This window comes from Brachybacterium paraconglomeratum (genome assembly GCF_003994255.1).
Taxonomy (GTDB): Bacteria; Actinomycetota; Actinomycetes; order Actinomycetales; family Dermabacteraceae; genus Brachybacterium; species Brachybacterium conglomeratum.
The window spans coordinates 407414-428883 of sequence record NZ_ML133851.1; the positions used below are offsets into that span (position 1 = coordinate 407414).

22 protein-coding genes are annotated in these 21470 nt (G+C 73.5%); 2 read left to right on the forward strand and 20 right to left on the reverse strand.

Features of this window, described 5'->3' with window-relative positions:
• Positions 1–92: 92 nt before the first annotated feature.
• Both tsf and rpsB read right to left on the reverse strand, forming a co-directional pair.
• Positions 93–917 (reverse strand): translation elongation factor Ts, encoded by an 825-nt coding sequence (tsf, locus tag DS079_RS01825; protein ID WP_126984581.1) that lies wholly within the window; start codon positions 915–917, stop codon positions 93–95.
• A 100-nt stretch (positions 918–1017) separates the two neighbouring features.
• Positions 1018–1920, reverse strand: coding sequence for a 30S ribosomal protein S2 (gene rpsB, locus DS079_RS01830; RefSeq protein WP_126984582.1), 903 nt, complete (start codon positions 1918–1920; stop codon positions 1018–1020).
• Between the two features lie 478 nt (positions 1921–2398).
• Here rpsB and DS079_RS17565 point away from each other — a divergent pair, with 478 nt between their 5' ends.
• Positions 2399–3139, forward strand: coding sequence for a murein hydrolase activator EnvC family protein (locus DS079_RS17565; RefSeq protein ID WP_126984583.1), 741 nt, complete (start codon positions 2399–2401; stop codon positions 3137–3139).
• A gap of 96 nt (positions 3140–3235) precedes the next feature.
• On the opposite strand, the gene DS079_RS01840 is transcribed toward DS079_RS17565, so the two are convergent.
• The 18 genes from DS079_RS01840 to ffh all read right to left on the reverse strand — a co-directional run bounded on the left by DS079_RS01840 (position 3236) and on the right by ffh (position 20353).
• Positions 3236–4498, reverse strand: a complete 1263-nt coding sequence (locus DS079_RS01840; protein WP_126984584.1) for a tyrosine recombinase XerC — start codon at positions 4496–4498, stop codon at positions 3236–3238.
• 56 nt (positions 4499–4554) lie between these two features.
• Complete coding sequence (dprA, locus tag DS079_RS01845) at positions 4555–5781, reverse strand: DNA-processing protein DprA (RefSeq protein ID WP_126984585.1); 1227 nt, start codon at positions 5779–5781, stop codon at positions 4555–4557.
• Entirely contained in the window at positions 5778–7310 is a 1533-nt protein-coding gene (locus tag DS079_RS01850) for a YifB family Mg chelatase-like AAA ATPase (protein WP_126984586.1), read from the reverse strand. The genes dprA and DS079_RS01850 overlap by 4 nt, the downstream gene beginning before the upstream one ends.
• Position 7311: 1 nt before the next feature.
• On the reverse strand, positions 7312–7758 hold the full coding sequence (locus DS079_RS01855; protein WP_082358740.1) for a YraN family protein: 447 nt from the start codon (positions 7756–7758) through the stop codon (positions 7312–7314).
• Between the two features lie 112 nt (positions 7759–7870).
• The gene (locus tag DS079_RS01860; protein ID WP_010551350.1) at positions 7871–8173 is read right to left on the reverse strand and encodes a DUF2469 domain-containing protein; all 303 of its coding nucleotides are present in this window, start codon (positions 8171–8173) and stop codon (positions 7871–7873) included.
• Entirely contained in the window at positions 8170–8952 is a 783-nt protein-coding gene (locus DS079_RS01865; RefSeq protein ID WP_126984587.1) for a ribonuclease HII, read from the reverse strand. The genes DS079_RS01860 and DS079_RS01865 overlap by 4 nt, the downstream gene beginning before the upstream one ends.
• Complete coding sequence (gene lepB / locus DS079_RS01870) at positions 8949–9785, reverse strand: signal peptidase I (protein WP_126984588.1); 837 nt, start codon at positions 9783–9785, stop codon at positions 8949–8951. The genes DS079_RS01865 and lepB (DS079_RS01870) overlap by 4 nt, the downstream gene beginning before the upstream one ends.
• A 31-nt stretch (positions 9786–9816) precedes the next feature.
• Complete coding sequence (gene lepB, locus DS079_RS01875) at positions 9817–10386, reverse strand: signal peptidase I (protein ID WP_164736067.1); 570 nt, start codon at positions 10384–10386, stop codon at positions 9817–9819.
• A 28-nt stretch (positions 10387–10414) separates the two neighbouring features.
• A complete protein-coding gene (rplS, locus tag DS079_RS01880; RefSeq protein WP_010551346.1) occupies positions 10415–10765 on the reverse strand; it encodes a 50S ribosomal protein L19 in 351 nt (116 codons plus the stop codon).
• A gap of 343 nt (positions 10766–11108) precedes the next feature.
• Positions 11109–11837, reverse strand: a complete 729-nt coding sequence (gene trmD / locus DS079_RS01885; protein ID WP_126984589.1) for a tRNA (guanosine(37)-N1)-methyltransferase TrmD — start codon at positions 11835–11837, stop codon at positions 11109–11111.
• A 7-nt stretch (positions 11838–11844) separates the two neighbouring features.
• A complete protein-coding gene (gene rimM / locus DS079_RS01890; RefSeq protein WP_126984590.1) occupies positions 11845–12429 on the reverse strand; it encodes a ribosome maturation factor RimM in 585 nt (194 codons plus the stop codon).
• Positions 12426–13469, reverse strand: a complete 1044-nt coding sequence (locus tag DS079_RS01895; protein WP_126984591.1) for a hypothetical protein — start codon at positions 13467–13469, stop codon at positions 12426–12428. Before DS079_RS01895 ends, rimM begins: the two co-directional genes overlap by 4 nt.
• Position 13470: 1 nt before the next feature.
• On the reverse strand, positions 13471–13713 hold the full coding sequence (locus DS079_RS01900) for an RNA-binding protein (protein ID WP_010551342.1): 243 nt from the start codon (positions 13711–13713) through the stop codon (positions 13471–13473).
• 1 nt (position 13714) lies between these two features.
• Positions 13715–14194, reverse strand: a complete 480-nt coding sequence (gene rpsP, locus DS079_RS01905) for a 30S ribosomal protein S16 (protein ID WP_010551341.1) — start codon at positions 14192–14194, stop codon at positions 13715–13717.
• Between the two features lie 324 nt (positions 14195–14518).
• The gene (locus DS079_RS01910; RefSeq protein ID WP_126984592.1) at positions 14519–15937 is read right to left on the reverse strand and encodes an Nramp family divalent metal transporter; all 1419 of its coding nucleotides are present in this window, start codon (positions 15935–15937) and stop codon (positions 14519–14521) included.
• A 112-nt stretch (positions 15938–16049) separates the two neighbouring features.
• Positions 16050–17171: an amidohydrolase family protein gene (locus DS079_RS01915; RefSeq protein WP_126984593.1), complete on the reverse strand. Its 1122-nt coding sequence runs from the start codon at positions 17169–17171 to the stop codon at positions 16050–16052.
• Between the two features lie 144 nt (positions 17172–17315).
• Positions 17316–18221, reverse strand: coding sequence for a DUF559 domain-containing protein (locus DS079_RS01920; protein WP_126984594.1), 906 nt, complete (start codon positions 18219–18221; stop codon positions 17316–17318).
• Positions 18222–18742: 521 nt separating this feature from the next.
• A complete protein-coding gene (ffh, locus tag DS079_RS01925; protein ID WP_126984595.1) occupies positions 18743–20353 on the reverse strand; it encodes a signal recognition particle protein in 1611 nt (536 codons plus the stop codon).
• A gap of 98 nt (positions 20354–20451) precedes the next feature.
• Between ffh and DS079_RS01930 the strand changes: the two genes are divergently transcribed.
• Complete coding sequence (locus DS079_RS01930; protein WP_126984596.1) at positions 20452–21405, forward strand: LysR family transcriptional regulator; 954 nt, start codon at positions 20452–20454, stop codon at positions 21403–21405.
• The last annotated feature ends 65 nt before the right edge of the window (positions 21406–21470 follow it).

Genomic DNA, 21470 nt, shown 5'->3' on the forward strand with positions numbered 1-21470 from the left:
CCCCGGGGGGGGGGCCCCCCGGGGCGGTGGCCACGCTCACGTGGCCGGCGGGCGGGGAGGGCGCGCAGCGCGCCCGGCCCGGCCCGGTGGCGTCAGTTGCCGACGCGGAAGCGGACGAAGCCGGTGACGGTGCCGCCGGCCTCCTCGACGACCTGGCCGACGGACTTCTTCGGGTCCTTCGCGAAGGCCTGGTCGAGCAGGACGTTCTCCTTGTAGAACCCGTTCAGGCGGCCCTCGACGATCTTGGGGATCGCCTTCTCGGGCTTGCCCTCGTTCTCGGCGGTCTCCTGCGCGATGCGGCGCTCGTTGTCGACGAGCTCGGCGGGGACCTCGTCGCGGTTGAGGTACGCGGGGGTGAACGCGGCGATGTGCATCGCGACGTCGCGCGCGACCTCGGCGCCGGCCGCGTCGGTCGCGACCAGCACGCCGACCTGCGGGGGCAGGTCCTTGTTGGTGCGGTGCATGTACTCGGTGACGGCCTCTCCGGAGACGCGGCCGATGCGGCGCACCAGGATCTTCTCGCCCATGGAGGCGCCGGCGTTGGTCAGCGCCTCGCCGAAGGGGGTCTCGGCGAGCTGCTCGGGCTCGGTGGCGCCGGACTCGACGGCGGCGGCCACGGCCTCGTCGCCGAGCGCCACGAACTTGTCGTTCTTGGCGACGAAGTCGGTCTCGGAGTTGAGCTCGACGAGGGTGCCGGTGCGGCCCTCGGCGCTGTCGCGGATGTCGAAGGCGATGAGGCCCTCGGAGGCGGTGCGGCCCTCGCGCTTGGCGATGCCCTTGAGGCCCTTGACGCGGATGACCTCGACGGCCTTGGCCTTGTCGCCGTCCGCCTCGTCGAGCGCCTTCTTGACGTCGAGCATGCCCGCGCCGGTGGCCTCGCGGATCTCCTTGATGTCTGCTGCCGTGTAGTTGGCCATGTTCCTCTTCCTTGTGGGAGCTGCTTCGGGAGGTGGCGGGAGGCGATCGGCCTCCCCGTGGAGGGGCCCGGGACCGACGTGTCGGTCCCGGGCCCGCGGATCACTCGGCGGCGGGGGCCTCGGTGGAGGTCTCCTCGGAGGTCTCCGCGGCGGGGGCCTCCTCGGCGGGCTTCTCCTCGGCGGCGGCGACGGACTCCTCGGCGGGAGCGTCCTGCGACTGGACCTCGGACTGCTTGAGCAGCTCCTGCTCCCACTCGGCCAGCGGCTCGGCGTCCACGGCGGAGACGTTCTTCTCGCCGCCGGTGGACTTGGCGTGACGCTCCTGGAGGCCGGCGGCGACCGCGTCGGCGACCACGCGGGTCAGCAGCGTGACGGAGCGGATCGCGTCGTCGTTGCCCGGGATCGGGTAGGTGATCTCGTCGGGATCGCAGTTGGTGTCCAGGATCGCGACGACGGGGATGTTGAGCTTCTGCGCCTCGTCGACGGCGAGGTGCTCCTTGTTGGTGTCCACGACCCAGAGGGCGGAGGGGGCCTTGCCCATGTCGCGGATGCCGCCGAGGGTCTTCTCGAGCTTGTCCTTCTCGCGACGCATCATGAGCAGCTCCTTCTTGGTGCGGCCGGAGGAGGCCACATCGTCGAAGTCGATCTGCTCGAGCTCCTTGAGGCGGTTCACGCGCGCGGAGACGGTCTGCAGGTTGGTGAGCATGCCGCCCAGCCAGCGCTGGTTCACGTAGGGCATGCCCACGCGGGTGGCCTGCTCCTGCACGGACTCCTGCGCCTGCTTCTTGGTGCCGACGAACAGGATGGTGCCGCCGTGGGCGACGGTCTGCTTGACGAAGTCGTAGGCCTTGTCGATGTACGACAGGGTCTGCATGAGGTCGACGATGTAGATGCCGTTGCGCTCGGTGAAGATGAAGCGACGGACCTTCGGGTTCCAACGACGGGTCTGGTGACCGAAGTGGACGCCGCTCTCCAGGAGCTGGCGCATGGTGACGACTGCCATGATGGTGTCCTCTGTTCTCCGGTCCTGGGCTCGCACGGCGCGCCCGAAGGCGTCCGCGGTCATCGCGCAGGACCTGCTTTCTCGGTTGTTCCCCCGCCACCGGTCGGTGCGGGGCCTGGTGCCCGGGTGCCGGCCGCCCTGCACCTGCCTCCGCACGGGGCGGGGACGGGAAGGACCGATGGCCGACGAGCCCTGGTGGGCACGCGAAGTCATCCGGACGGACCGGATGCTGAGTGGAGTCTATCGGACGCCGCCGCCTCCTCGCGCGCGTCCTGCGTCACCTCCGTCCCGGCGAGTCCTCGCGGGGCCCTCGTGCGTCACGTCCGTCCCGGCGAGTCCTCGCGGGGCCTTCGTGCGCCGCCTCCGTCCCGGCGAGTCCTCGCCGGGTCCTCGTGCGACCTCTCCTCCACAGACCCCGCGGGTCCACCGCCGCCGGGCGGGGCTCGCCGAGCCGCGGCGGGGCGCGGACGATGCCGACATGATCCCCTCGCCGGCGCCTCCGCCCTCTCCCCCGCCCCTGTCCCTGCCCGCCTCCCCGGCGGCGCTGGTGCTCGCGCTGCTGGTGCTGCTCCTGCCGGTGGTCGTGATGCCGTCCGCCGCGGCACGGGCGGACGGTCCGCGCTGGCAGTGGCCGGCGCCGCCGCCGCACGAGGTGATCGCGCCCTTCGACGCGCCGGCGACGCCCTACGGCCCCGGTCATCGCGGGATCGACATCGCGGTCCCGGGCGGTGCGGAGGTCCGGGCGGTCGAGGGCGGGACCGTGCGGTTCAGCGGGTCGGTCGCCGGGCGCGGCGTCGTCTCGGTGGTGCATGCCGACGGGCTGATCTCGACCTACGAGCCGGTCGACGGTGGGGTGAGCGCCGGGGACCCGGTCGGGGCCGGTCAGGTGCTCGGCACCCTCGAGGGCTCCTCGCCCGCCTCCCACTGCGCCGGTCGGGACTGTCTGCACCTGGGTGCTCGACGGGGCGAGCTCTATGTCGACCCGCTGCTGCTGCTCGGCGGGCGCGGGCCGAGCGTCCTGCTGCCCTGGGCGGGCGGCGCCTCCGGGGACGGTGCGGGAGCGACCGGGCCGGGGGCCTCCCTCGATGCCGGAGCCGGGTCTGCAGGGACGGCGTCGGGAGCAGGAGCGAGTGCTGGGCCTGCAGCAGGGGCGGGAGTGTCGTCCCGGGCGGTCGCTCAGGTCGCACGGCACGGAGCGCGGGCGGTCGCCCTGGCCTGACCGTGCCCGGGGCCGCCGGGGCTGCACGGCCCGGGACCGTCGGCGATGGTGGCGCACCCGGCGCGACCGGCGCTGACCTGACGCGCCTGCCGCGGATCAGGCGCGCGGATGCGCCTGCTCGACGGTGCTGCGCAGGCGTTCTGCGCTGACGTGGGTGTAGATCTGCGTGGTGGCGAGCGAGGAGTGCCCGAGGAAGTCCTGAACGCTGCGGAGGTCCGCACCGCCCTCGACGAGGTGGGTGGCCGCACTGTGCCGCAGGGTGTGCGGGGTGACGTGGCGGGCGATCCCGGCGCGGGCCGCGTAGCGGTCCACGAGGGTGCGCACGGCGCGGTCCCCGAGCCTCCCGCCCCGCACCCCGAGGAAGAACGCCCGACCCGGCGCCTTCGCTCGGCGCGCCGCGGAGGTCCCGGCCCGGCCCTTCCCCGGGGCCTGTGCCGTGCCTCGACCGGCGGCGGTCGCACCGGCGAGCACCGGCCTGCCCTCCGTCTCCCAGCGGCGCAGCGCCTCCAGGGCGGGGACGCCGACGGGGACGATCCGCTCCTTGTCGCCCTTGCCGCGCACGCGGACGGTGCCCTGGGCCATGTCGATCCCGCCCAGGTCGAGGGCCACGAGCTCGGAGACGCGCAGGCCGGAGGAGTAGAGCAGCTCGAGCACGGCGGCGTCGCGCAGCTGCACCGCGCGCTGGACTGGATCGACCGCGGACGGCTCCTCGGCGGGCGCGCCGCCTGCGGCGGTGCCCTCCCCTGCCGCGTCACCCGCCGTCGCGGTCCCGTCCCGCGTCACGGCGCCGTCCCTCGTCGCCGTGTTGCCCTGCGTCGCGGCGCCGGCCGGCATCGGAGCGCCGCCCTGCGTCGAGGTGCTGCCCGGCGTCGGGGCGCCGCCTCGTGCCGGGGCGGCGTCCTCGGAGTCCGTGTCGGCGCCCGGTGCCGGGACGTCGCTCCTCCTCGGCGCGGGCTCGGTGACGATCCCGTCGAGGAGCGCGCCGGCCTGCTCGTCGGTGAGGACGGTGGGCAGGTGCCGGCCGCGGCGGGGCGCGCGGAGCCGGCCGCCGACGTCGTGCGGGATCCTGCCGGTGGAGGCGAGCCAGGTGGTGAATGTCCGCGCAGCCGCGGCGGAGCGGGCGAGGGTGCTCGCGCCGGCCCCGGTCTCCGCGCGAGCGCCGAGCCAGGAGCGCAGCGCTGTCACGTCGAGCTCGGCCGGGGCGATCCGCTCGACCTCCCGCAGATGCGCCAGCAGCGCCACGGCCTCGCGGCGGTAGGCCCGGACGGTGTGCTCGGACCTGCCTCGTTCGAGGTCGAGATGGGCGGCGAAGGCGTCGACGATCTGCTCGTCGGTCTCCGTCGCGCGCTCCGTGCTCATCCCGTCATTCTCGCCCATCCTCGCGGCCGGGGGCAGTGCTCCCGCCGAGCCGGCCGTCAGCCCGTGCGGCGAGTGCGCCGGACCCGCTGCCCTTCCTGCTCGATCAGGCCCAGCAGCTCGAGCCGGGCCAGCGCTGCGCCGACCTCCCGCGACGCGAAGCCGATCTCGTCCGCGAGGCGGCCCGGTGAGATGCCCGAGCGGGGCGGGACGGCATCGAGCACACGCCGATCCGCTGGTGAGAGCAGATCGAGCTCGTCCTGGCGGGCGAAGCTCCCCTCCCCTGCGGCGGGCCCTCCGGGCAGCAGGTCCAGCAGCTCGGCGGGCTCGGTGACGAGCACCGCGCCGCGTTCGCGGATCAGGCGGTGGCAGCCGGCGCTGGCCGCGGAAGTGACCGGGCCGGGCACCGCTCCGACCGGTCGGGAGAGCTGATCGGCGAGCCGCGCCGTGGACAGGGCCCCGGAGCGCCAGGCCGCCTCGACGACCACCACCGCGCGGGACAGGGCGGCGATCAGCCGGTTGCGGGCCAGGAACCTCCACCGTGTGGGGGCGGTGCCCATCGGGGCCTCGCTGAGCAGGAGGTGCTGCTCGCGGATCCGCTCGAGCAGCTGCGTGTTCCCGCGGGGGTAGAGGCGGTCGAGCCCGCCGGCGAGGACGGCGAGGGTCGCGCCGTCCTGGGCGGCGAGCGCCCCGCGGTGCGCCGCGGCGTCGATGCCGTACGCGCCGCCGGAGACGACGGTCCCGCCGGCGCCCGCGAAGGCGGCGCCGAGGGAGGAGGCGACGTCCTCCCCGTAGGGGGTCGAGGCGCGGGAGCCGACGAGCGCCGCGGCGCGCTCCCCGGCCAGGCGGTCGAGCCGGGCGGGGCCCTGCACCCACAGGCAGTGCGGGGCGGTCTCCTGGAGGTCGTCGAGGGCGCTCGGCCACTCCTCGTCCCCGGGGATCAGGACCCGGATCCTCCGTCGGTCGGCGTCCTCCAGCACCGCCTCGACGTCGACGGCGGCGAGCCGGCCGCGCCAGCGCTGGAGGGCGCGGGAGGCGCGGGCGCCGGGCGTGCCGGCGCCGGGGTCGGCGGCCTCGGCCGGCACCTGTCCGTCCAGCGCGGCGAGCAGCTCGGCCGGCGTCGCCTCCCGCGCGAGCTCGAGCGCGGCGCGGGATCCGAGCCGTTCCCGCGCCATGAGCGCGACGGCGTCGGACGGCTCGGCGAGCAGGGACCAGGTGAGCCGGGCCCGGCGCTCGGTCTCGTGCGTGATGTCGGGGTTCTCGGGGTTCTCGGGGTTCTCGGTCATCGGGCGTCCGCCTGTCGCAGGGTGAGGGCCTCGCCGATGTGCAGGGCATCGGGACGATCCTCGCCGTCGAGGTCGGCGAGGGTCCAGGCCAGGCGCAGCACGCGGTCGTGGCCGCGCAGGGTCAGCCGGCCCTGGCTGAGGGAGTGGCGCAGCAGCGCGAGGTCCGCCGGGGCGGGGGCGAACTCGGTCCGCAGCAGCGGGCCGGGAAGGTGGGCGTTGGTGCTCCAGCCGCGTCCCTCGTAGCGGCGGGCCTGGCGGGTGCGGGCCCGGCCGACGCGGGCGGCGATCGCGGCGCTGGGCTCGGCGGGCTCGGCGCCGCTGCGGTGGAGGTCCACCGGTCCGACGTCGACGCGCATGTCGATCCGGTCCATCACGGGCCCGGAGAGCCGGGAGAGGTAGCGGCGGCGCTGCAGCGGGGTGCAGGTGCACTTCTCGCCCTTGCCCCAGGCGTTCCCGCAGGGACAGGGGTTCGCGGCCAGGACCAGCTGGAAGCGGGCCGGGTAGCGGGTGACCCCGCGTGCCCGGTGCAGGGTGATGTCCCCGGTCTCCAGGGGTTCGCGCAGCGCCTCGAGCACCCGGGCGGAGAACTCCGGCGCCTCGTCGAGGAAGAGTACCCCGCAGTGGGCGCGGGAGATCGCGCCGGGCCGGGCGAGCCCTCCTCCCCCGCCGACGATCGCGGCGGCGGTGGCGGTGTGGTGGGGGCTCTCCAGCGGCGGGGTGCGCAGGAGGCCGCCGCGGGCGTCGAAGCGGCCGTCGAGCGAGTGGACGGCGGAGACGTCCAGGGCGTCCTCGGTGCTCAGCTCGGGCAGGATGCCGGGCAGGCGCGCGGCGATCATCGTCTTGCCGGCGCCGGGCGGTCCCTGCAGCAGCAGATGGTGGGCGCCTGCGGCGGCGACCTCCGCGGCACGGCGGGCCTGCTCCTGGCCGATCACGTCGGCGAAGTCGACCGCGCTGCCCGCTCCTCGCTCCACCGCGGCGCCCGCGGGCAGCGGCTCGCGGGCGGGGGACGGCGGGACGTCCGCGCCGAAGCGGTGCAGGAGGGTGGTGAGGTCGGGCGCCGCGTCCACCTCGATGCCGCCGACGAGTCGGGCCTCGGCGAGGTTCGCCTCGGGGACCACGGCGCGGGAGAGCCCCAGACCGCGGGCGGCGAGCAGGGCGGGCAGCACCCCGGGGACGGGACGCAGCCTCCCGTCGAGCCCGAGCTCGCCGAGCAGCACGGTGTCGGAGGGGACGTGGGTGAGCAGGTCGCCCTGCGCGTCGAGGACCGCGAGCGCGATCGCGAGGTCGAAGCCGGAGCCGTGCTTCGGCCGCCAGGCCGGGGTCATGTTCACGGTGATCCGGCGCTGGGCGAGGCGGAGGCCGCTGCGGGCCGCGGCGGCGCGGACCCTGTCCTTGGCCTGGAGGGTGGAGGAGTCCGGCAGGCCCACGAGCGAGAACGCGGGCAGGCCCTGAGAGACGTCGGCCTCGACCTCGACCAGGGTGCCCTCGAGGCCGGTGAGGCTGATCGAGAGGGTGCGCGCCTGGCCCATCTCAGTGCACCCCTTCGAGGTGCTCGAGGGAGAAGACCCCGTCCAGGTGGGCGTGCACGGCGATCACGTCGATCCGCACGTCGCGGTGCGGGGTCGAGCGCTCCATGAGGTACTCCCCCGCCAGCCGGCGCAGCCTGCGCAGCTTCGCGGGGGTGACGGCGGCCTGCGGCACCCCGGTGACGAACGATCGGCGGGTCTTGACCTCGACGAAGACGAGGGTCGTGTGCGCGAGGGCGACGATGTCCAGCTCGCCGTGCTCGAGCCGCAGGTTGCGCTCCACGATCTGCCAGCCGCAGGCCACCAGGTGGTCGGCGGCGAGGTCCTCCCCGGCGCGTCCGAGCTCGAGGGTGGTCATCTCCCGCACGCGGGGCGGTGCCGGGGCCGGGCGGGGCCTGTCGGCGGGGAGGGAGGCGGGCGGGGTGCCGGGGGCGGGAGCGAGGCTGTTCATGCCCGTCAGCCTCGCGGGAGGGGCCCGGGCGGGGAAGCGGCCCCTGGATCCTGGGGACGACGGGGCGCTGTGGAGGAGAGGTCGCGCGGCGCCGGAGGGCCGCGCGGCGGGCTCAGGGCAGGGAGATGTCCTGCTTGTTGAGCTCCTCGATGTTGACGTCCTTGAAGGTCACCACCCGCACCGAGCGCACGAAGCGGTTGGAGCGGTAGATGTCCCACACCCACACGTCCGCCAGGCGCAGCTCGTAGAACACCTCGCCGCCGCCCGAGCGGACCTGCAGGTCCACCTGGTTGGCGAGGTAGAAGCGGCGCTCCGTCTCCACGACGTACGTGAACAGGCTGACCACGTCGCGGTACTCGCGGAAGAGCTGGAGCTCGAGGTCGGACTCGTAGTTCTCGAGATCCTGGCTGCTCATCGGCGCTCCTCCTCGTCCTGCGGGCTCCACGGGCCCTCCCACAGTACGCCAGCGGAGCCGGGCGTCGGGCCGGTGCCCGCGGCAGCCACCGCTGCGGGGCGGGCGGTGCGGGTGGCGGCGGGCACGGAGCCGAGCCGCCAGCTGCGGCGATGGTGCTCGTGCACGCCGATCCGGTCGATCGCCGCGCGGTGCACCGCGGCGCCGTAGCCCTTGTTCGAGGCCCAGCCGTAGTCGGGAGCCTCCGCGTCCAGTTCGACCATCCGCGCGTCCCGTGCGACCTTCGCGAGGATGCTCGCCGCGGACACGCTCGCGCAGTCCCGGTCGGCGGCGACCCGCAGCTGCACCAGCGGCGCGGGGCGCTCCGCGGCCGTCAGCGCGGGGGTGAGCACGTCCGCGTCCCCGTCGAGCAGGAGGGCGTCGGCCTCGACGCCGAGCCCCTCGAGCGCGCGCAGCGCGGCGCGGGTCAGGGCGGCCATGATCCCGATCTCGTCGATCTCGGACGCCTCCGCCCAGCCGACGGCACCGGCCAGCGCGGACTCGCGGATCGGGGCGACCAGCGCCTCACGGCGCCGGGCGGTGAGCTTCTTGGAGTCCCTCACGCCGTCGGGCAGGGGTGCGACCTCGCCGTCGGTGATCTCGAGGGCGACCGCGCCGACGGCGACGGGGCCGGCGAGGGCGCCACGGCCCACCTCGTCCAGCCCCACCACGACCCGGCGCCCGAGGCCCGCGCGGCGGGCGAGCTCGCGTTCGAGGTCGAGGGTCGGTGCGGGGGCGCTCACGGCTGGTCGGGCACGTCGGCGAACGCGTCCGACCCGTCCCCGAGGCCGGTCCAGCGGCTCGCGGGCCAGAACACGACCTCGGCGCGGCCGGTGATGTCCGACTCGTCGACGAAGCCGCCCTCGCCCTGCACCTCGTGCCAGGCGGAGTCCGCGGAGGCGTAGCGGTTGTCGCCCATCACCCAGACCTTGTCGTCGGGGACGGTGACATCGAAGGCCGCCTGGCAGGCGGGGGTCTCCGGGTTGATGTACGGCTCGTCGAGGGTGGTGCCGTTGACCTGCAGGGCGGCGCCCTCCTCCTCGCACACCACGTGATCGCCGGGCAGGCCGATCAGCCGCTTGACCAGGTGGTCCTGGGAGGGGTCGGGGGCGAGCCCGATGAGCGAGAGGGCCATCATGACCCGCACCCGGGGGGTGGGGTTCTCGGTCGCGTCGCCGGGGATCCAGTCCGCCGGGTCCTCGAAGACGATGACGTCGCCGCGCTCGAGGTCGAACACCCCGGGGCTGAGCTTGGAGACGATGATCTTGTCGTCCTCCAGCAGCGTGGGGTTCATCGAGGCGGAGGGGATGTAGAACGGCTGGATCAGGAAGGTCTTCACGAGCACCGCGATGACCAGCGCGACCACCATGGTCACGAGGGTGTCCAGCCACAGCGGCATCCGCTGCCTGCGGCGGTGGGTGCGGCCCTCGCCCTCGGGGCGGTCCTGCGCCGCGGGGCGCTCGTCCCCCTGCGGGGCGCTGCCCTCGGACGCGGTCGTCGCGGTCGCGGCGTCCTCGGCGGGAGCGGGGTCCCCGGTCGGGGAGCCGGCTCGGCGGTTCTCGTCGGACGCATTCATCGCGGCAAGGATAGCCGCTGGGGGCTGGGAGTCAGAGGGAGCCGCCGCGAGGCGGTGGCCACACGATCCGCTCGACCCTGCCGACCACCCGATCCACGGGGATCATCCCGCCGCCGGGGGCGCCGAGCAGGTGCCGGGAGTCGGTGGAGTCGGGACGGTTGTCGCCGAGCACGAACATGCGCCCCTCGGGGACGACGAGGTCGAACTCGGTGGTGCCGGGCGCCATGCCGCTCGGCAGGTAGGGCTCCTCCAGCTCCTCGCCGTTCAGCAGCAGGGCGCCCTCGTCGCCGCAGCAGGCGATGGAGTCGCCGCCGACGGCGATCACCCGCTTGACCCAGTAGCGGTCGCCGTCCTCCGCCGAGGGGGCGAAGTATCCCCTGCCGTCGAAGACGACCACGTCCCCGCGCTCGGCCTCGCCGGCGTTCGTGCGGTCGGCCAGGAGCACGTCCCCGGCCTCGAGGGTCGGGGCCATGGAGGCCGACGGGACGCGGAAGGGCTGGACCACGAAGTGCCGCACGGCGAGCACCGCGAGCAGCGCCAGCACGACGCAGACGGCGACGGCCACCACCGGGTGGGGCCGTCGCCGTCTCGCCGCGCTCACGCGGGTGATCCTGGGATCCGGGAGCGGATCAGGAGTGGTCGCGCTTCTCCTTGATGCGGGCCTTCTTGCCCGTGAGGTTGCGCAGGTAGTACAGCTTCGCGCGGCGGACGTCACCGCGGGTGACGACCTCGATCTTGTCGACCGTGGGGGCGTGCACGGGGAACACGCGCTCCACGCCGACGCCGAAGGAGATCTTGCGGACGCGGAAGGTCTCGCCCACGCCGTGGCCCTGGCGGCCGATGACGTAGCCCTGGAAGACCTGGATTCGGGAGCGGTTGCCCTCGATGACCTTCACGTGCACCTTGACGTTGTCGCCGGCGCGGAAGGCGGGGACGTCCTCGCGCAGGGACGCCTTGTCGAGCTCGTCAAGCTTCTGCATGTCTCTCTCCTGGCCTCCGCCTCAGGTCGTCGGCCTCGTTCGTCGGGCCGCCTCTCGGGCGACCCGTCATGAACCGTCGATCCGGCGGGGAGCTGGCTCCCCGTGCCGGTGTGCTGGGCCTCTGGCGGCGACTCCCATCGCCACGGACCTGCCCGACCGCGTGATGCGCCCTCCCCTGAGGCAGAGAGGCGCGCGGTGCGCACGAGGGGACATTCTGCCAGCGCACGGGAAGGGGCGGCAAGCCCGCACCGGGGCGTTCGTGCCGGTGATCACCGTGGCGGGCTGTCGGATCGCTCACGTCCGGGTCGCGGGCGGGGCGTCCTCGGTGCGCCGGACGACGCCCTCAGGCCTCGTCGAGCAGATCGGGGCGGCGCTGCCGGGTGCGCTCGAGCGACTGCTCGCGCCGCCAGGCGGCGATCCTCCCGTGGTCGCCGGAGAGCAGGATCGCGGGCGCCTCCCGCACCACCCCGGCCGGGTCCTCCCAGCGGGCGGGGCGGGTGTAGAGCGGGTACTCCAGCAGCCCGTCGGAGTGGGACTCCTCGACGAGGGACTCGGCGTTGCCGACCACGCCCGGGACGAGCCGCACCACGGCCTCGGTGATCGCGAGGACCGCGACCTCGCCGCCGTTGAGCACGTAGTCGCCGAGGGAGGCGAGGTGGATCTCGCAGCCGATGTCGGCGAGGTGCTCGTAGACCCGCTCGTCGATCCCCTCGTAGCGACCGCAGGCGAGGACCAGCCATTCGCACTCGGACCATTCCTGGGCGGTGGCCTGGGCGAAGGGGGTGCCGGCGGGGTTGGGGAAGATGATCACCGGCTCGGTGTCGGCGCCGAGCGCCGCCTGCCCCTCGGCGCGCACGGCGGCGAAGGCCTCCGCCCACGGCTCGGGCTTCATCACCATGCCGGCACCGCCGCCGAGCGGGGTGTCGTCCACGGTGCGGTGGCGGTCGTGGGTCCAGTTGCGCAGGTCGTGGACGTGCAGGTCCACGAGCCCGTCGCGGCGCGCCTTGCCGATCAGGGAGAGCTCGAGCGGCGCGAGGTACTCGGGGAAGATGGTGAGGACGTCGATGCGCACGGCGGGCTCAGCGCTCCGTCCGGGCGGGGCCGGAGGTCTCCGACTCGGGGCCCTGCTCGTCCTCGGGCAGCGCGTCGAACAGCCCGCCGGGCGGATCGGCGATGACGACGCCGGCCTCGAGGTCGACCTCGGGCACGAGCTGCTCGACCAGCGGCAGCTGAACGCGTCGCCGGTCGGGGGTGCGCACGACGAGGAGGTCCTGCGCCGGGTAGTGGTCCACGCCCGCGACGACGCCGAGCTCGCGCCCGTCGACGTGGCGGACGGCGAGGCCCTTGAGCTGCGCGGGATACCAGGCGTCGGGATCCTCGGCGGCCTCCTCCTCGGCGTCGACCGCGAGCTCGAGGTCCACCCCGCGCAGGGACTCGGCGTCGGTGCGGTCCGTGACCTCCTCGAAGCTCGCGTACCAGCGCTCCTGCTGGAGGCGGGTGCGGGCCACGGTGAGGGTGCGGGAGCGGCCGGCGACCTCGACCTGGAACACGGTGCCGGGGCTCAGGCGCTCCTCGGGCTGGTCGGTGCGCAGGACGAGGGCGACCTCGCCGCGCAGGCCGTGGGCGCGGCCGATCGTCGCGACGATCACGTCGAGGGTGCTCATGCGGTGGCTCCGTTCGAGGGGGCGGGAAGGGCTGCGAGGTGGGCGGGAGAGCCGTCGGACGGGTCGGAGGCATCTGCCCGGGCGGGCACGTCCTCCGGGGCGGGGGCGCCGACGACGGCATCGCCTCCCTCCTCGGCGGGCGCCGGGGCGTGGTAGCCCTGCTCGGCGCAGGCGGTCGAGAGCTGGTCGAGCGGGTCCTGGAGCCCGTCGGACCAGGTGTCGCCGTCCAGGGCGTCGACGAAGGGGGCGCGGACCTGCTCGAGGGCGGTGCGCACGGCGTCGTCGTCCACGGCGGTGATCTGCGCGTCCAGCAGCTCGGCGGTCGCGCGGAGGTCGTCGGTGCGGCCGGAGGGGACCTCGCGCGGGGAGAGGCCGACGAGCTTGAACATGTTGGAGGTCAGGACGTTCGAGTTCGCGAAGTGGGTGAGGGTGCCGGGGGTGTCGAAGACATCGGCGCAGACCAGAGCGGCGGGCTTGGCACCGGCCTGTCCTCCCCCGGCGACCCAGAGCGCCGCGACGGAGACGTCCTGGCAGCCGGCGGCGACGCCTTCGAACGCGTCGGCGAAGGCCTCGCGGTCGGACTCGGCGCCGCGCTCGGGCTGGGTGCGGAACCAGTCGGCCAGCTCCGTCGCGGCCGCCCGTGCGCCCTCGGGCGCGTCGGCGAAGAGGTCCTCGACGTCGTCGCCGGTCATGGCGTAGAAGCCGGGATCGGAGGGGCCGACCTCCGGTGCGCTCCCGGCACGGTCCAGGACCTCGCGGGAGAGCGGGCCCGCATAGTCGGGGTCTCCCCAGAACCCGGTGCAGGCCGCGACGAGGGCGGGATCAGCGCTCGTCTCCTCGGACGCGGCCGACGGCGCCTCCGGCTCCCCACCGGGCCCCTCGTCCGTGCAGCCGCCGAGCGTGAGGGCGAGGGCGGCGAGCGCGGCGCCGGGGAGGGCGGCCCGGTGAACGCGGCGACGACCCCCGGACGGCGAGGAGCGGCGCTGCCGGGACCTCTCGGTCCGCTCGGCAGCGCCGCTCCTCAGGATCCTGCGGGGCACCTCAGCGACGGTCGACGTCGACGATGTCGACCCGCACGTCGTCCTCGGAGAGGGCCGCGGTGACCGTGCGCAGGGCACGGGCGGTGCGGCCGGACCGGCCGATGACGCGTCCCAGGTCGGCGGCGCCGACCCGGACCTCGAGCAGCGGGCCGCGACGGGTGGACTTCTCCGTGACGCGCACGGCGTCGGGGTCGTCGACGATGCCGCGGACCAGATGATCGAGCGCTTCGGCGCGGGCGCTCATCTCAGGCCTCGTCGGTCGCCGCGGCCTCGGCGTCCTCGGTGGTCTCGCCCTCGGCCGGAGCCTCCTCGGAGCCGGGGGCGACGTCCGCGGCCTCGGCCTGCTCGTCAGCCTTGGCCTTCTTCGCCCCGTCGCGGGACTCGGTGGCGGCCTTGTCGGCCTCGGCGATGAGCTCCTCGGCGGACTTCTTCGCCTCGGCGGTCTTCAGGGAGCCGGCGGCGTCGCCCTCGCCCTTGAACTTCGCCCAGTCGCCGGTGACCTTCAGCAGCGCGGCGACCTGCTCGGACGGCTGCGCGCCGACGCCCAGCCAGTACTGGGCGCGCTCGGAGTCGATCTCGATGACCGAGGGGTTCTCGGTGGGATGGTACTTGCCGATCTCCTCGATCACGGCGCCGTCGCGCTTCTTGCGCGAATCGGCGACCACGACGCGGTAGAACGGTGCACGGATCTTGCCCATGCGCTTCAGACGGATCTTGACAGCCACGTGGGTGGACTCTCCTTCAGGGATGTTCGGGTGAGTCCCGCCGCAGCCTGTGGGGTGATGCGGGCGCTGACGGTTCTCGGGGTGTCGCTCCCGGGCGGGTAGAGGGCCAGCCCGGACGCATACAGCGCACGATTATGCCAGGGATCCCCTCCCCCGTTCCACCCCGCGTCCTGTGCGGCGGGGCACAACGGCCCCGGAGGCAGGACCGACCTCGGCGCGCCGGGCCGACGGGCCGGCCCACGACTCGGCGACGGATCGTCCGGCTCGTCGAGCCGGCGAAGCGGCGAGGCGGGCCGACGAGGCGGGCCGACGAGTCCGTCGGCCTCAGCCGGAGAACGCCTCTATCAGCTGGTTCGCGCCGAGCACCACGAACAGCAGCGTCACCACGCCGAGGGCGATGTTCAGGACCGGCCCGTTGCGCCACTTCTCCGGCATGTGCCGGGAGTTCATCAGCACCAGCAGCGTGATCGCGAGGAAGGGCATGAAGAACGCGCCGAGGACACCGTAGGCGATGATCACCTGCACCGGCCGGCCGAGCAGGAGCAGCAGCATCGGCGGGAAGGTCAGCCACAGCACGTAGAAGCGGTAGTACTTCCCTCCGATCCTGCGGTCGGGATGCTCCTCGGCCTTGCCCCGCACATGCCCCCAGAAGTCCGCGAACATCACCGAGACGCCGTTCCACACCCCGAGCACGGAGGAGAAGGACGAGGCCCAGAAGCCGATCAGGAACATCCAGCTGAAGGCCGTGCCGTAGCGGGAGGCGAGCACCTCGGCGAGATCGAGCAGGCCCCGATCCCCCTCGTCGATCGCGATCGACGAGGAGTACAGCAGCTCCGCGCCGACGACCAGCATGGCGATGACGAAGATGCCGGAGATGACGTACGCCATCGCGTTGTCGATCCGCATCACCCGCATCCAGCGCGGCGTGGACCAGCCCTTCTCCTTCAGCCAGTAGCCGTAGGCGGCGAGCGTGATCGTGCCGCCCACGCCGCCGGCGATGGACAGCGTGTAGACGAGCCCTCCCTCCGGGATGCGGGGCACGAGCCCGCCGAGCACCTCGCCGAGGTTCGGGAGGGTGACCACGGCGGCGCCCACGACGGTCAGGAACATCAGGCCGACGAGCACCGCGACGATCTTCTCGAGCGCGTGGTAGCGCCCCACCCAGACGAGCCCCGCTCCGATCAGACCCGAGAGGATCGCGTAGACGATGAACGGCATGTCCGCGATCCAGCCGACGTCCCCGAGCACGGGCAGCTGCGGGACGAGCGCCGCGAGCGGGAGGGCGGAGGCGCTCATCGCCGTCGCGCCGTACACGAAGCCCCAGACCATGATGTACGGACCGAAGTACCAGGAGGTCCATCGGCCCACGCGGCGCCAGCCCTCGAAGATCGAGTGGCCGGTGGCCAGGGTCCAGCGCCCCGCACCCTCGACCAGCACGATCTTGATGATCACGCCGGCGACCGCGGCCCACAGGAGCGCGTAGCCGTAGCGGGAGCCGGCGACCAGGGTCGCGACGAGGTCGCCGGCGCCGATGCCGGTCGCGGCGACGACGAGGCCCGGGCCGACGAGCTTCCAGCGCGGCGGGGCGCTCTGGCCGTCCTCGGCGCCAGCGCCGGCGGAATCCTGCGGGACGTCGGCCGGGCCGTCCCCGCCGGGGTCGGGGACGGCCGCGGGGCCGCGCTCGGCGCGTCGTCGGCCGGCAGGCTGCGATCCGGTGGGCTGCTCTGCGTCGTCGGAGTGCATCCATGCACGATAGCGGCCGTGTGCCCCGGATCACCGCGTGATGCGGCAGGGCGACGCGAGGTCGTCCGCTCTGCCCGGTTCGGGCCCCGCGGCCGGCGCCGGGGCGGTCAGGTCACGCGACGACGCGACCGCCGAGCACCACGTGGCTGCGCTCGCGCAGGATCCGATGGTCCTCGCGCGGGTCGGCGGGGACGACGATCAGGTCCGCCGGGGCGCCGTCCTCGAGCCCGGGGGCGCCGAGGAAGCGGCGCGGCGCCCAGGCCGCGGCCTCGAGGATCTCGGTCGCGGACAGCCCGGCGGCGTCGAGCTCGTCGAGCTCGTCGTGGATGATGCCGTGGCCGAGCACTCCCCCGGAATCGGTGCCGGCCAGCAGCGGGACCCCGGCGTCATGGGCGTCGCGGGTGCGGTCGTAGCGGCCGGCGCGCAGGCGGCGCATGTGCGCGGCATAGGCGGGGAACTTCTTCTCGCCCTGGGAGGCGTAGGTCTCGAACTCGTCGACGTTCACCAGCGTGGTCACCACCGGGATGCCCGCCGCGGCGACCCGGCGGATCGTCTCGTCGGTCAGGCCGGTGGCGTGCTCGAGGCAGTCGAAGCCCGCGTCGAGCACGAGCGGGAGAGTCTCCTCGTCGAAGGTGTGGGTGGTGATGCGGGCACCCGCGGCGTGGGCGGCGTCGGCCGCGGCGACGAAGTCCTGCGCCTCCCAGCACGGTGTCAGATCGCCGACGCCGCGGTCGATCCAGTCGCCGACGAGCTTGACCCAGCCGTCACCGCGGCCGGCCTCACGGGTGACGGCGGCGGGCAGGTCCTCGGGCTCGAGCTCGTCGGCATAGCCGATCAGGTAGCGGCGGGTGCGGGCGAGATGGCGGCCACAGCGGATCAGCCGCGGCAGGTCGCCCTGCTGCTGCAGCGGGGAGTTGTCGATGATCGAGCCGGCGTCGCGGATCAGCAGCACCCCGGAGTCGCGGTCGACGAGGGCCTGCTCGCGCGCCTCGGCGAGGGTGGTGCCTCCTCCCCCGTCGGCGATGCCGAGGTGGCAGTGCAGATCGGCGAGCCCGGGGATCACGAAGCCGTCCATCTCGCGGATCTCCGCGCCGGCGGGCAGCTCGGGCTTCTCGTGGTGGATCCGGCCGCCGACGACCCAGGCGCCGCCCTGCTCCTCCTCGGCGCCGAGCAGGATCGGTCCGCGCAGGTGGAGGATCGGTGCGGTGGTCTCGGCGACATCGGTGGTGCTCATGCCGCCGAGCCTATCGATCCGGGACCGGGACCGAGGCGTCCCACCGGGTTCGGCCTCGAACAGCGGGGCACGGCACGTGCAGCTGGGCTCGGCCAGAGCGGCAGGCGTCGGCGTCGACGGAGAAGTTCAGCCCAATGTCGATGACTACGCGGCCTCTGCACCCCACGCGGCATCGAGGCGAAGGAAGAAGTCGGTCGGCTCGTGGAGGTCCTCCGCGTGCACCCGGATGACCGTCCACCCCTCGGCGGTCAGCACGGCGCTCTTGTGGTGATCGTGCTTCACCCGGTCAGGGCTCGTCAGGTGGTCGCCGCCGTCGTACTCGATGGCGATGCGCCGATCCGGATAGGCGAGGTCGGCGTAGTAGACGATGCCGGTCGTGGGGTCGACCACCTCGTGGTTCATCGCGGTGACGGGTCGCCCGCACCGCATCAGCAGCAGATGCATCTGAGTCTCCTGCGGAGACCAGACGCGCTCCCGGGCCAGCGCGACGGCGTTCCTCAGCCGTGATGCCCCGCGGCCGCGTGCCGTGCCGGCCCGCTCTCTCACCTCGGTCATAGGGATGCGCCATGCAGTCCCGAAGCGGTCCGCGACCAGCGAGTCGACGGCGATGACGAGCTCGTCGAGCGTGAGGCCGACGGCGATCTCCTGCAGCGCTGTCAGCGGATCGACCATGGTCACGCCGTGGAGGTCGACGGTCGGGGACGCGGCGCGCCGATGGACGACGAGCGTCTCGGTGCGCCGCGGGGAGCTGCCCTCGCTGGTGTTCAGGTGCACGCGCGCACCGCCCTCTCGTCGAGCCCGCCGGGGCAGACGGACTCCGAACAGCTCGGCGGCGGTCGCCCCCGAGACGACCGACGGGCACCCGAGGAGCTCCTGGGCCGCGAGGACCACCCGTCGCAGGTCGGCCGGGTGGTCGGTGCGCGTGTAGCAGGTAGGGAGCACGCGGGTCATCGCAGGCGAGTGGAGATGGCGCCGGTGCATCCCGTGCTCGAGGAGCCACTCACGTCGGTACACCTCGCCCCGCTGCAGATCCTCCGGTCTCAGTCCCATGGCCGGGACCGTAGCTCTCTCACGTCACCCGGCACCGGCTCCGGTCGATGCTGGGGACGATCCCGCTGTGGGGAGGAACGGTCGTCCCGCACGGAGCTCGCGGATCGGGCCAGTGCCGGCGCGCCCCTGGCCGACTCTGTGCAGTTGTTCGACGGGAGGTACCGGAAAACCGGTACCGGACGTCGAACAACTCCACGTAACTGGTACCGGGCGTCGAAGTGCCGGGCGCAACCGGTACCGGACGTCGAACAACCCGGGCGGTGGCGCCCCGGGACGGCCGACATGGCCCGGGAACAGCTTCACGGCCAGTTCTTCGACGGGAGGTACCAGAAAACCGGTACCGGAGGTCGAACACCCCGGCGTGACCGGTACCGGACGTCGAACACCCCGAGCGGAACTGGTACCGGGCGTCGAACACCCCGGGGTGACCGGTACCGGGCGTCGAAGTGCCGGGCGGAACTGGTACCGGAGGTCGAACTGCCAGCCGGCGCCGCGCCCGGAGGGCGGTCGGCGCCGCAGGATCACTTGCCGCCGAGGAGCTTCTGCATCTCCGGCGGGAGCTGGCTGGGGTCGAAGTCGGACAGGTCCGGCTGGCCGCCGCCCTGGCCGCCCTTCGCGGCCCCCGCGCCGAACGCGGAGCCGCCCTGCCCGCCGCCCTCCGCGGCGCGCTTGGCGGCCTCGGCCTGCTCGCGCGCGGCCTTGGCGGGGTTCTTCGACTTCGACTTCTTGCCCTGGGGGCGCTGCGGGGCCTGCCGGCCTCGGGACTTCTTGCCCATGCCCATGCCGGGACCGCCGGGCATCCCCGGCATGCCTCCGCCGCCGCCGGACATGCCGCGGCCCATGGTGCGCATCATCTGCTGGGCCTGCTTGAACCGCTCGAGAAGCTGGTTGATCTGCTGGACGGTGGTGCCGGAGCCCCGGGCGATGCGGTTGCGGCGCGAGCCGTTGATGATCTTGGGGTCGTTGCGCTCCTCGGGGGTCATCGAGCGGATGATCGCCTCAATCCTCCCGATCTCGGACTCGTCGAAGTTGTCCAGCGCCTCGCGGTACTGCCCCATGTTCGGCAGCATGCCGAGCATCTTCTTGATGCTGCCCATGTTCTTGAGCTGCTGCATCTGGTTCAGGAAGTCGTCGAGGGTGAAGTCCTCGCCCGAGGCGAGCTTCGCCGCGGTCTTCTCGGCCTCCTTCTGGTCGAAGGCCTTCTCCGCCTGCTCGATCAGGGTCATCACGTCGCCCATGTCGAGGATGCGGCCGGCCATGCGGTCCGGGTGGAAGCGCTCGAAGTCGTCGAGGCTCTCGCCGGTGGAGGCGAAGAGGATCGGGCGCTCGGTGACGCCGGTGATGGACAGCGCCGCACCGCCGCGCGCGTCGCCGTCGAGCTTGGAGAGGACCACGCCGGTGAAGCCGACGCCGTCGCGGAACGCCTCGGCGACCCGGGCGGCGTCCTGGCCGATCATCGCGTCGACGACGAAGAGGGTCTCGTGGGGGCCCACGGCGTCGCGGATGTCCCGCGCCTGCTGCATCATCTCCTCGTCGATGCCGAGGCGGCCGGCGGTGTCGACGATGACCACGTCGTGCTGCTGGAACTGCGCGGTGGAGACGCCGTTCATCGCGACCAGGACCGGATCGCCCACGCCGTTGCCCGGCTCGGGGGCGAAGACGGGCACGCCCGCGCGCTCGCCGACGATCTGCAGCTGGTTCACGGCGTTGGGGCGCTGGAGGTCCGCGGCGATCAGCAGCGGCGTGTGGCCCTCGGACTTCATCCACTGCGCGAGCTTGCCGGCGAGGGTCGTCTTGCCGGCGCCCTGGAGGCCGGCGAGCATGATGACCGTGGGCGGGTTCTTCGACCAGTTCAGGTCGCGGGCCTCGCCGCCGAGGACCTGCACCAGCTCGTCGTTGACGATCTTGACGACCTGCTGGGCGGGGTTGAGCGCCTTGGAGACCTCCTCGCCGAGGGCGCGCTCGCGCACCGCGGCGGTGAAGGTGCGCACCACGGACACCGCGACGTCGGCGTCGAGCAGGGCTCGACGGATCTCGCGGATCGTCTTGTCGACGTCCGCCTCGCTGAGGCGGCCGTGGCCACGCAGGCCCTTGAGCGACTCTGTGATGCGGTCGGAGAGGTTGTTGAACACGAAGCGCTTCCCCTTGGTCGGTCGGACCGCACCAGTGTAGAGGCTGGGCCGCGCGCTCCCGAGCCCTCCCCCGGCTCACGGTGAGCTAACCTGCACCGATGGCACGCGGGGGCGTCGGGACGGCGCACGGGATCACACTGCAGCAGCTGCGCTACTTCGTCGAGGTCGCCGCGGAGGGCTCGATCACCGCGGCGGCGGACCTGCTCCAGGTCTCCCAGCCGACGATGTCCGCGGCGATGAAGGACCTCGAGCGCCGGGTGGGACGCGCCCTGCTGCGCCGCTCCGTGCGCGGCGCGGCCCTCACCGACGACGGCATCGAGTTCCTCGGCTACGCCCGTCAGGTGGTCGAGCAGGCCGAGCTGCTCGAGCACCGCTATCTGGGACGCCCGCCGGCCCGCCGCCTGCTGGCGGTCTCCGCGCAGCACTACTCCTTCGTGGTCGAGGCGTTCGTGCGGATGGTGAAGGCCTCGGAGGCGGCGGAGTACGCGTTCACGCTGCGCGAGACCCGCACCGCGGACATCATCGAGGACGTGCGGACGCTGCGCAGCGAGCTCGGCGTCCTCTACCGCAGCGACTTCAACCGCAAGGTCATCGACAAGCTGCTGCGCGACTCCGAGCTCGTCTTCACGCCGCTGTTCCTGGCGAGCCCGCACATCTTCGTCGCCCGCACGAACCCGCTGGCCTCGCGTCGACAGGTCACCCTCGAGGACCTCGAGGGCCTGCCCCGGCTCACCTTCGACCAGGGGACCGACAACTCCTTCTACTTCGCCGAGGAGATCCTCTCCACGCGCTCGGCCGCGCAGGACATCCGGGTCAGCGATCGGGCCACGATCTTCAACCTGATGATCGGGCTGGACGGCTACACGATCTCCACCGGGATCGTCTCCGACGACCTGGACCCGTCCATCGTGGCCGTGCCGCTCGAGGTGGACGAGCGCATCGAGATCGGCTGGATCGGGCACGCCTCCGCACCGCTGACCGGTCAGGCGGAGCGGTTCGTCGCCGAGATGCGCGAGGTGGTCTCGAGCTTCGGGGTCGAGCCGCTGTCGTAGCGGCTGCTCCGCCACCGGAGCCCTTTGAACAGGGCCGTCCCCGCCATGGCGACCGCCCCGACGCC